The following is a 9,909-nucleotide window of genomic DNA, read 5'->3' as shown; positions in this document are numbered from 1 at the left end:
CAGAAACAACAAAGCCGGCAGGGCCGGCTTATGATGTGTGTTGGTGCCCAGGAGAGGACTCGAACCTCCACGGACACGTTCGAGGCCGCTCGGGGGCAACAAAAAAGCCGGCTGCGGCCGGCTTCGTTTGGTGCCCAGGAGAGGACTCGAACCTCCACGGAGTTACCCGCTAGTACCTGAAACTAGTGCGTCTACCAATTCCGCCACCTGGGCATTTCAGGAAAAAGAAGATTGTATATCAAGAACGTAGAGCGAAACAACGGCACCGGCCTCCTCGATGAAATCGAGGGCGTGATCCAGGGACATCGCGACGGGCACGGCTACGTGCTGCGCGACGACGGCGAGGCCGACATCTACCTGCCCCCCAACGAGATGCGCGCGGTGCTGCACCGCGACCGCGTGCGCGCCCGCATCGTGCGCCACGACCGCAAAGGCCGTCCCGAAGGCCGCGTCGTGGAGATCATCGAGCGGCCGCCGCATCCGATCATCGGCCGGCTGCTGCACGAAAGCGGCGTCTGGCTGGTGGCGCCCGAGGACAAGCGCTACGGCCAGGACGTGCTGATCCCCAAGGGCGCGACCGGCACGGCCAAGCCCGGCCAGGTGGTCGTGGTCGAACTCACCGAGCCGCCGAGCCTCTACGGCCAGCCGGTGGGCCGCGTGAAGGAAGTGCTGGGCGAGATCGACGACCCCGGCATGGAGATCGAGATCGCGGTGCGCAAGTACGGCGTGCCGCACGAGTTCTCCGAAGGCTGCATCGCGCAGGCGCGCTCGCTGCCCGACAAGGTGCGGCCGGCCGACCGCCGGCGGCGCGTCGACCTCACCGACGTCCCGCTGGTCACCATCGACGGCGAGGACGCGCGCGACTTCGACGACGCCGTGTACTGCGAGCCCGCCAAGGTGGGCCGCGGCAAGGGCTGGCGCCTGCTGGTGGCGATCGCCGACGTGAGCCACTACGTGGAGACGGGCAACGCGATCGACGTCGACGCCTACGAGCGCGCCACCAGCGTCTACTTCCCGCGCCGGGTGATCCCGATGCTGCCGGAGAAGCTCTCCAACGGCCTGTGCTCGCTCAACCCCGAGGTGGAGCGCCTGTGCATGGTGTGCGACATGCTGATCACGGGCGCCGGCGACATCCACGCCTACCAGTTCTATCCCGCCGTGATGTACAGCCACGCCCGCATGACGTACACGGAAGTGGCGGCGATCCTGGGCAACACGCGGGGCCCGGAGGCGACGCGGCGGAAGGACCTGGTGCCGCACTTCCTGAACCTGCACGACGTCTACCGCGCGCTGCTCAAGGCTCGCAACGCCCGCGGCGCGGTGGACTTCGAGACCACCGAGACGCAGATCATCTGCGACGAGAACGGCCGCATCGAGCAGATCGTGCCGCGCGTGCGCAACGACGCGCACCGCCTGATCGAGGAGGCCATGCTGGCCGCGAACGTCTGCGCAGCGGACTTCATCCAGCAGGCCGAGCAGCCCGGCCTCTACCGCGTGCACGAAGGCCCGACGCCGGAGAAGAAGGAGCTGCTGCGCAACTACCTCAAGGCGCTCGGCGTGGGCATGACGATCGGCGACGATCCGAAGCCGGGCGACTTCCAGCGCATCGCCGAGGCCACCAAGGACCGCCCCGACGCGCAGCAGATCCACACCATGCTGCTGCGCTCCATGCAGCAGGCGATCTACACGCCGATCAACAGCGGCCACTTCGGCCTGGCCTACGACGCCTACACGCACTTCACCAGCCCGATCCGGCGCTACCCCGACCTGCTGGTGCACCGGGTGATCAAGGCCATCCTGGTCGGCGAGCACTACCAGCTGCCGGTGCTGCCCGCTCCGGGCGAGGCGCAGGAGAAGCTGGCGCGCCGGCTGGCGGGCCAGGGCAAGCTGCTGCACAAGCCGAAGAAGCCGCACGCCAATCCGCGCGAGGTGCAGGCCTGGGAAGCCGCGGGCCTGCATTGCAGCGCCAATGAGCGCCGCGCCGACGAGGCCAGCCGCGACGTCGAGGCCTGGCTCAAGTGCAAGTTCATGCGCGACCACCTGGGCGAGGAGTACGCCGGCGTGGTCACCGCCGTCACCACCTTCGGCATTTTCGTCACGCTCGACGCGCTGTACGTGGAAGGGCTGGTGCACATCACCGAGCTGGGCGGCGAGTACTTCAAGTTCGACGAGGCGCGGCAGGAACTGCGCGGCGAGCGCACCGGCATCCGCTACGCGATCGGCACGCGCCTGCGCGTGCAGGTGAGCCGGGTGGACCTGGATGGCCGCCGCATCGACTTCCGCCTGGTGCACGAGGGCGACGAGCTCATGGCGCGCGCCATGAAGGAGAAGGGCGTCGTTCCGGGCCGCGAAGGCGTGCCGGCGAAGACGTCCACCAAGCGCGCCGCCGCCAAGAAGGCCGCCGGCAAGAAGGCGAAGTCGCCGCTGGACGCAGTAAAGTCCGTGGCCAAGAAGGCGGCGGCCAAGGCCCGCACCGCGCGCAAGAGCCGCCGCTAGCGAACGCCGGAGGTCGCCCGCGACCTTTCCGGCTCACTCACCGAGGGGACGAGCATGGCAAGCAATCAAGCCGCGGCCGGACGGGTCGCGATCGTCACGGGCGGCGGCACCGGCATCGGCCGCGCCGCCGCCGAAGCGCTGCTGGGCGGCGGCTGGAAGGTGGCCGTCGCCGGCCGCCGCAGCGGGCCGCTGGAGGAAGTGGCGGCGCAGGCGCCCGGGCGCGCCATCGCGGTGCCCACCGACGTGACCGATCCAGCCTCGGTCGAGGCCCTGTTCCAGCAGACGGTGAAGGCCTTCGGCCGCGTCGACCTGCTGTTCAACAACGCCGGCATGGGCCTGGCCGCGGCGCCGCTGGAGGACATCGTCGCCGCCGACTGGAAGCGCGTGGTCGACACCAACCTGAGCGGGATGTTCTACGGCATCCAGCAGGCCTTCCGCGTGATGAAGGCGCAGGACCCGATGGGCGGGCGCATCATCAACAACGGCTCGATCTCGGCCCATGCGCCGCGGCCGCATTCGATCGCCTACACGGCGACCAAGCATGCCGTCACGGGGCTCACCAAGGCCGCGTCGCTCGACGGCCGGCGCTACAACATCGCGGTGGGGCAGATCGACATCGGCAACGCGATGACCGACCTCGCCTCGCGCATGGCCAAGGGCGTGCCGCAGGCCAACGGCGAGATCGCCGTGGAGCCGCTGATGGACGTGAAGATCGTCGGCGAGTCGATCCTGTACATGGCCAACCTGCCGCTGGAAGCCAACGTGCTGTTCCACACGGTGATGGCGACGAAGATGCCGTTCGTGGGGCGGGGGTGAGGCGGGAAGCCCAGCTACGCTTCGCTCGCTGATCGCTGGGCTTCGCGCTGGCGCGACTCAGCGCCTACGAAACGGCAAGGGCGCTGGCGGTGAGGGGGCGGTCGGCCGGCCAGCGGTCGGCCGCCAGGCCGTGCAGGTACACCGCCGCACTCGCTGCCTCGAAGGCGTCCTCGCCGACGGCCAGGCGCGCGGCGATCCAGCCGGCGAGCACGTCGCCGGTTCCCGCAATCGCCAGCCGCGCGTTGCCGGTGGGGTTGATCCGCACGGCGCCGTGCGGCGCCGCGATCACGGTGCCCGATCCCTTCAGGACGACGACGCTGGCGAACCGCCGCGCCAGTTCGCGCGCGGCCGCGATGCGGTCCGCCTGCACCGCCTTCGTGCCTTCGCCCAGCAGGCGCACCGCCTCGAGCGGATGCGGTGTCAGCACGGTGGGCGCGCCGCGGTGCCCGCGCGCCTGCAGCGCCGACTGCAGTTGGGCGTCCGCGGCGATCGCATTCAACCCGTCGGCATCCAGCACCAGCGCGCGTGCGCCCAGCGCGCGCGGCAAGGCCATGCGCACCGCTTCGCCGCCGCCGCAACCGCAGGCGACGCTCATCTCCGCGAGCCCCAGGCTGTCCCAGGGTCGCACCATCAGGTCGGGCTGGCGCGCGTCGAGCGCACCGGCGTCGGGATCGAGGAAGCCGACGAACACGCGGCCTGCGCCGTGGTGCAGGGCGGCGCGGCTCGCCAGCAGCGCCGCACCGGCCATGCCCGGGGCGCCGCCGATCACGGCGACGTCGCCGTAGCTGCCCTTGTGGCTGGCGTGCGGGCGCAGCGCGCGCGCCGGCGGCGGCGACAGGGTAGCGGTGCCAGGCTCGCCTGCCGCATCGACCTGCAGGTCGTCGAACCACACGCAGCCGGCCGCGTCGCGGCCCTGGAGCGTGAAGAGGCCCGGCTTCAGGGCCAGCAGGCTCAGGGTGTGGCTGGCGTGCACGCAGGCCGTCGCCGCCCCGGTTTCGGCGTGCAGGCCCGAGGGGATGTCGATGGCGAGCACCGGTGCGTCCGCCGCGTTCATGCGCTCGATGTCGTGCAGCAGCGCGCCTTCGGGCGCGCGGGTGCTGCCGATCCCGAGCAGGCCGTCGAGGGCGAGCTCCCAGCGCTGCGGCGGCTCGGCGGCGAAGGCGACGCCGGCCTCGCGCGCGCGCCGCAGCGACGCGCGCGCGTCCTCCGGTGCGCGGGCTTCCTCGCCGCGCCAGGTGACGACGGGCTCCTTGCCCCAGCGCTTCAGGTGCAGCGCGGCCTCGAAGCCGTCGCCGCCATTGTTGCCGGGCCCGCAGGCGATCCAGACGGTGCGCGCATGGGGCGCGATGGCCGATGCCAGCCGCGCGACGGCGAGGCCGGCGCGCTGCATCAGGGTGTGCGGGGGCAGGGCGGCCGCCGCGGCCTGCTCGAGCCGCCGCGTGGCGGCCAGGTCGTGCAGGGGCCAGGGGCGGTCGGGCATGACGCGCTGCATGCGCGCATTGTGCCGGATAGCCGGACGCGGAACTGCGCGCCGGACAGGTAGGCTGGTGGTGACGGCGCGCGCAGCGCGCCAGGAACCCCAGCGATGCGCGAAGCGCTGGGGTTTCGCTATCGCTCCACCGCCAGCCTACTGCAGCCGCTCGACGCCCAGCCCCTCCAGGTCCACTTCCGGCAGGCGCTGCGCCATCAGGTCGGCAACGATGCGCGCGCTGCCGCAGGCCAGGGCCCAGCCGCTGGAGCCGTGGCCGATGTTGATCCACACCCCGGGGACGTGGGTCGCGCCCAGCACCGGCGGACCATCCGGCAGCATCGGGCGCGCGCCCTTCCACTCCTGCACGGCGGCGCCGGTGTTGGCCAGTTGCGCGGCGCCCGGAAACCAGTCGTGAAGCACCTTGTAGAGGGTGCGGATCGCGGCGGGCCGCTTGCGATTGGGCTGGCCGCCGATCTCCGCGCTGCCCGCCACCCGCACGCGGTTGCCCAGGCGCGAGATCGCCACCTTGTAGCGGTCGTCCATCACCCCGCTGCGCGGTGCGTTCAGCGGCTCGCGGATCGGCGCGCTGATCGAGTAGCCGTGCACTGCCGCCAGCGGCACGCGCAGGCCCACCGGCCGCAGCAGGGCGGCCGACGCCAGCCCGCTGCACACCACCACGGCATCGAAGCGGACCGAAGTGGTGGGCACTGCGTCGCTGTCGCGCGTGATGCGCAGCGTGGTCGGGTGGGCCGGATCCAGCGGCGCCACGGCGCAGTGGAACTCGAACTTCGCCCCCAGCGCCTGCGCCTGGTTCTTCAGCAGCAGGGCGAACTGGCGGCAGTTGCCGACCTCGTCGTCCGGCAGCCAGACCGCGCCGACGAACTCGGTGTCGGGATTGAGCGCCGGCTCCAGCTCGCGCGCCCGCGCCGCATCCACCTCCTGGAACTTGATGCCGCCGTCGCGCAGCAGCTGCAGCCCGGGCTGCACCAGCTTGCGATCGCGCTCGCCCCGCAGCAGCACCATGTAGCCCTGGCTGTGGTCGTATTCGAGCTGCAGGTCCTCGGTGACCTGGTGCAGCCGGTGGCGGCTGTAGAAGGCCAGCCGCTGCAGGCGCGCGCGGTTGGCCAGGTAGGTCTCGGGCTTGCATGCGCTGCGCCAGCGCAGCATCCAGTTCAGTTCGTGCGCGGCCACCGGCCAGCACACGCGCACCGGCGCATGGCGGCTGAACAGGTAGCGCGCCACCTTGGTGGGCATGCCCGGGGCGGCCCAGGGAGTGACGTAGCCGGGCGCGACCACGCCCGCGTTGGCGAAGCTGGTTTCGAGCGCGGCGGCGCCGTGCCGTTCGAAGACCGTGACTTCATGGCCGTCGGCGGCCAGCTCGTACGCTGTGGTCACGCCGATGATGCCGGCGCCCACGATGGCGACTTTCATTCAGATCGTTGTCGTTGGATTCAGCAGATTCTCGATCTGAATGGCGAGGTTCAGGATCGCGTCGTCGTGCAGGGCGCCATGCCAGGCCATGAGGCCGACCGGGAGTTCGTCCGGTGCATGGCAGGGCAGGGAAATGGCGCAGCCGTCCAGCATGTTCACCACGCTGGTGTTGCGCAGGAGCAGGGCGTTGATGCGGAAGAAGGCCTCGTCGTGCTCGCTGCCGGGGGCGACGTCGGCGATCGGCGCGGCCACGATGGGCACCGTCGGCGACAGCACGGCGTCGAAGCCGGCCAGCGCCTGTTCGACCGCGCGCACCCAGGCGCTGCGCGCGCGCTGCAGCTCGATGTATTCGTAGGCCTTCATGGCCGCGCCGCGCTCGATGCGCAGGCGCACGCGCGGGTCGTAGCGGCTGCCTTCCTGGGCCAGCAGCTGGCGGTGCCAGGCATAGCTCTCGGCGGCCGCGAAGCCGCCGGTGGACTGGATCGAGCCCAGGTCCTGGATCTGTGCGAGGCGGATCTCCTCGACGCGGGCGCCGGCGTCGCGCAGGCGCCGCAGCGTGCGCTCGAAGGCGCGGGCCACGGTGGCATCCAGGCCATCGAGCATCTGCGTGCTGGCCACGGCCAGCCGGTAGCCGGCCAGCGGCGCGGCGTCGCGCACCACGGTGCGGGCGGCCAGGATCTCGTGCGCCAGCACGGCGTCGCGCACGCTGCGCGTCATGGCGCAGACCGTGTCGAGCGTGGTGGAAAGCGGATAGGCGCCTTCCAGCGGCGTGAGCCGCGCCGTGTTCTTGAAGCCGACGATGCCGCACAGGGCGGCGGGGATGCGGATCGAGCCGCCGGTGTCGGAGCCGAGGCCGATGAAGGCGGCGCCGGTGGCCACCGACACGGCGGCGCCGGAGCTGGAGCCGCCCGGGATGCGCGGCGTCTGCGCGTCGCAGGGGTTGGGCGGCGTGCCGTAGTGCGGATTGACGCCGACGCCCGAGAACGCGAACTCCGTCATGTTGGTGCGGCCCACCACCACGCCGCCGGCGGCGCGCAGGCGCGCGACCGCCAGGGCATCCGAGGCCGCGGGCCGGGCATCGACCAGCGCCAGGGAGCCGGCCGTGGTGACGTCGCCGCCGAAATCGAACAGGTCCTTGATCGAGACGGCCAGGCCGGCCAGCGGCGCCTCGGGCGACGCCTGCGCCGCCTCCGCCGCGGCCGCCTCGAAGCGCGTCTTCAGGAAGACGTGGGTGCTGGCGGCCGAATGGGCTGCCGCCTCGGCGGCCCGAAGCTCTGCGGCGGCGGTGGTTTCGCCCTGGCGCAGGCGCTCGCGGGTGCGGTGGAGGTCGGGCAGGGGCATGGGTCTACGGCAGGGGGCGGCAAAGCGGGAAACGAGGGGCCTGTGCTAGAATCTCGCGGTTTTGCTGGGTGGCACGCGCGAGGTGCGCGTTTCGTCGTCAGCGAAGCAAATCGCGGATCCGTCCCCTCGAGGTGTCGCAACAGGCGTTGCGATTTCTGGGCGGATTCTAGACCCAACCTTCGGAGCTCCCATGACCGTATCCATGCGCGAAATGCTGGAAGCCGGTGTCCATTTCGGGCACCAGACGCGCTTCTGGAATCCCAAGATGGCCCCGTACATCTTCGGCCATCGCAACAAGATCCACATCATCAACCTGGAAAAGACGCTGCCCATGTTCCAGGAGGCGACCAAGTTCGCCCGGCAGCTGGCCGCCAACCGCGGCACCATCCTGATGGTGGGCACCAAGCGCCAGGCGCGCGAACTCGTCTCCGCCGAAGCGCAGCGCTGCGGCATGCCCTTCGTCGACCAGCGCTGGCTGGGCGGCATGCTGACCAACTTCAAGACCGTCAAGACGTCCATCAAGCGCCTGAAGGACATGAAGGCCCAGCAGGAAGCCGGCCTCGAGTCCATGTCCAAGAAGGAACAGCTGATGTTCCAGCGCGAGATCAACAAGCTCGAAAAGGACATCGGCGGCATCCAGGACATGAACACCCTGCCGGACGCGCTGTTCGTGATCGACGTGGGCTACCACAAGATCGCCGTGGCCGAGGCGCAGAAGCTGGGCATCCCGATCATCGGCGTGGTGGACTCCAACCACTCGCCCGAGGGCATCGACTACGTGATCCCGGGCAACGACGACTCCGCCAAGGCCGTGACGCTGTACGTGCGCGGCATGGCTGACGCCATCCTGGAAGGCAAGAACAACGCCGTTGCCGACGTGCAGCGCGCCGTCGCCGAAGGCGGCGACGAATTCGTGGAAGTGCAGGAAGGCGCGAGCGCCTGAGCCACCGGGCCGGCTGCAAGAAAAGGGGGCTCTCGAGCCCCCTTTGCGCAGGCGGCCCCAACTGAACAGACAGACAGAGGAATCATCAAATGGCAGCAATCACCGCAAGCATGGTCGGCGAACTCCGCGCGAAGACCGACGCGCCCATGATGGAGTGCAAGAAGGCCCTGACCGAGGCCAACGGCGACATGGAGAAGGCCGAGGAGATCCTGCGCGTCAAGCTGGGCAACAAGGCCGGCAAGGCCGCCTCGCGCATCACCGCCGAAGGCGTGGTGGCCGCGTCGATCGAAGGCACCACCGGCGCCATGATCGAAGTCAACTGCGAAACCGACTTCGTCACCAAGAACGACAGCTTCATCGCGCTGGCCAGGGCCGCCGCCGAACTCGTCGCCAAGCACAACCCCGCCGACATCGCTGCCCTGGGCGCGCTGCCGTACAGCCAGGACACCTTCGGCCCCACGCTGGAAGACGTGCGCAAGGGCCTGATCGGCAAGATCGGCGAGAACATGAGCTTCCGCCGCTTCAAGCGCTTCGCGGGCGGCAGCAAGCTGGCCAGCTACCTGCACGGCACCCGCATCGGCGTGGTCGTGGAATACGAAGGTGACGACGTCGCCGCCAAGGACGTCGCCATGCACGTGGCCGCGATGAAGCCGGTGGCCCTGTCCAGCGCCGACGTGCCCGCCGAGCTGATCGAGAAGGAACGCGCCGTGGCCGCCGGCAAGGCCGAGGAAGACCGCAAGGCCGCCGAAGCCGCGGGCAAGCCGGTGCAGTCCGCCGAGATCGTCGCCAAGCGCGTCGAGGGCTCGGTGCAGAAGTACCTGAAGGAAGTCTCGCTGCTGAACCAGGCCTTCGTGAAGAACGACAAGCAGACGGTGGAGCAGATGCTCAAGGCCGCCAACACCACGGTCAAGGCGTTCACCCTGTACGTGGTGGGCGAGGGCATCGAGAAGAAGGCGGACGACTTCGCCGCCGAAGTGGCCGCCCAGGTGGCCGCCGCGAAGCAGGCCGCGTAAAGCGCCGGCAAAGCCGCGGCCGCACCCTTGCCCGGTGCGGCCGCGTTGATGACAGAATCATTGGTATCACACGGAGAACGACTGCATGCCCACCCCCGCCCACAAGCGCATCCTGCTCAAGCTGTCGGGGGAGGCCCTGATGGGGGATGACGCCTTCGGCATCAACCGCGCGACCATCGTGCGGATGGTGGAGGAGGTCGCCGAGGTCGTGCGCATGGGAGTGGAAGTCCCCGTCGTGATCGGCGGCGGCAACATCTTCCGCGGCGTGGCCGGCGGCTCCGTGGGCATGGACCGCGCCACCGCGGACTACATGGGCATGCTGGCCACCGTGATGAACGCGCTGGCGCTGTCGGACGCGATGCACAAGCAGGGCCTGGTGCCCCGCGTGATGTCTGCCA

Annotated in this window: 7 protein-coding genes, 1 tRNA gene and 1 pseudogene; 5 read left to right on the top strand and 4 right to left on the bottom strand. The window is 70.3% G+C overall.

Going from position 1 to position 9,909, the window contains the following annotated elements; genetic code table 11:
- Positions 1-128 precede the first annotated feature (128 nt).
- Positions 129-213 (bottom strand) — tRNA-Leu (locus VFM98_RS11545).
- 18 nt (positions 214-231) lie between these two features.
- On the opposite strand from VFM98_RS11545, the gene rnr reads away from it, so the two are divergent.
- A complete protein-coding gene (gene rnr / locus VFM98_RS11540) occupies positions 232-2,496 on the top strand; it encodes a ribonuclease R (RefSeq protein ID WP_325110063.1) in 2,265 nt (754 codons plus the stop codon).
- A gap of 54 nt (positions 2,497-2,550) precedes the next feature.
- On the top strand, positions 2,551-3,312 hold the full coding sequence (locus VFM98_RS11535; RefSeq protein ID WP_325110062.1) for an SDR family oxidoreductase: 762 nt from the start codon (positions 2,551-2,553) through the stop codon (positions 3,310-3,312).
- A 64-nt stretch (positions 3,313-3,376) separates the two neighbouring features.
- Here the strand turns inward: VFM98_RS11535 and VFM98_RS11530 are convergent, their stop codons facing one another.
- The 3 genes from VFM98_RS11530 to VFM98_RS11520 form a co-directional block, all read right to left on the bottom strand.
- Positions 3,377-4,804, bottom strand: a complete 1,428-nt coding sequence (locus tag VFM98_RS11530) for an NAD(P)H-hydrate dehydratase (protein WP_325110061.1) — start codon at positions 4,802-4,804, stop codon at positions 3,377-3,379.
- A gap of 135 nt (positions 4,805-4,939) precedes the next feature.
- On the bottom strand, positions 4,940-6,214 hold the full coding sequence (locus tag VFM98_RS11525; protein WP_325110060.1) for a D-amino acid dehydrogenase: 1,275 nt from the start codon (positions 6,212-6,214) through the stop codon (positions 4,940-4,942).
- On the bottom strand, positions 6,215-7,555 hold the full coding sequence (locus tag VFM98_RS11520) for an amidase (protein WP_325110059.1): 1,341 nt from the start codon (positions 7,553-7,555) through the stop codon (positions 6,215-6,217).
- Between the two features lie 190 nt (positions 7,556-7,745).
- Here VFM98_RS11520 and rpsB point away from each other — a divergent pair, with 190 nt between their 5' ends.
- From rpsB to VFM98_RS11505, 3 genes and pseudogenes are all read left to right on the top strand, one after another.
- Positions 7,746-8,498, top strand: coding sequence for a 30S ribosomal protein S2 (rpsB, locus tag VFM98_RS11515; RefSeq protein ID WP_325110058.1), 753 nt, complete (start codon positions 7,746-7,748; stop codon positions 8,496-8,498).
- An 89-nt stretch (positions 8,499-8,587) separates the two neighbouring features.
- Positions 8,588-9,511, top strand: a complete 924-nt coding sequence (gene tsf / locus VFM98_RS11510; RefSeq protein ID WP_325110057.1) for a translation elongation factor Ts — start codon at positions 8,588-8,590, stop codon at positions 9,509-9,511.
- Between the two features lie 85 nt (positions 9,512-9,596).
- Positions 9,597-9,909 (top strand): annotated as a pseudogene (locus VFM98_RS11505) (UMP kinase); the annotation flags it as partial.

Source organism: Ramlibacter sp. (genome assembly GCF_035706265.1).
Taxonomy (GTDB): Bacteria; Pseudomonadota; Gammaproteobacteria; order Burkholderiales; family Burkholderiaceae_C; genus Ramlibacter.
Note: the sequence above shows the minus strand (reverse complement) of the source record. Positions and strands in the feature narration are given on the sequence as shown.

Coding starts and splice junctions, on each gene's coding strand:
- tsf (WP_325110057.1), top strand. CDS start 8,588: ATGGCAGCAATCACCGCAAGCATGGTCGGCGAACTCCGCGCGAAGACC.
- VFM98_RS11535 (WP_325110062.1), top strand. CDS start 2,551: ATGGCAAGCAATCAAGCCGCGGCCGGACGGGTCGCGATCGTCACGGGC.
- VFM98_RS11530 (WP_325110061.1), bottom strand. CDS start 4,804: ATGCAGCGCGTCATGCCCGACCGCCCCTGGCCCCTGCACGACCTGGCC.
- rpsB (WP_325110058.1), top strand. CDS start 7,746: ATGACCGTATCCATGCGCGAAATGCTGGAAGCCGGTGTCCATTTCGGG.
- VFM98_RS11520 (WP_325110059.1), bottom strand. CDS start 7,555: ATGCCCCTGCCCGACCTCCACCGCACCCGCGAGCGCCTGCGCCAGGGC.
- VFM98_RS11525 (WP_325110060.1), bottom strand. CDS start 6,214: ATGAAAGTCGCCATCGTGGGCGCCGGCATCATCGGCGTGACCACAGCG.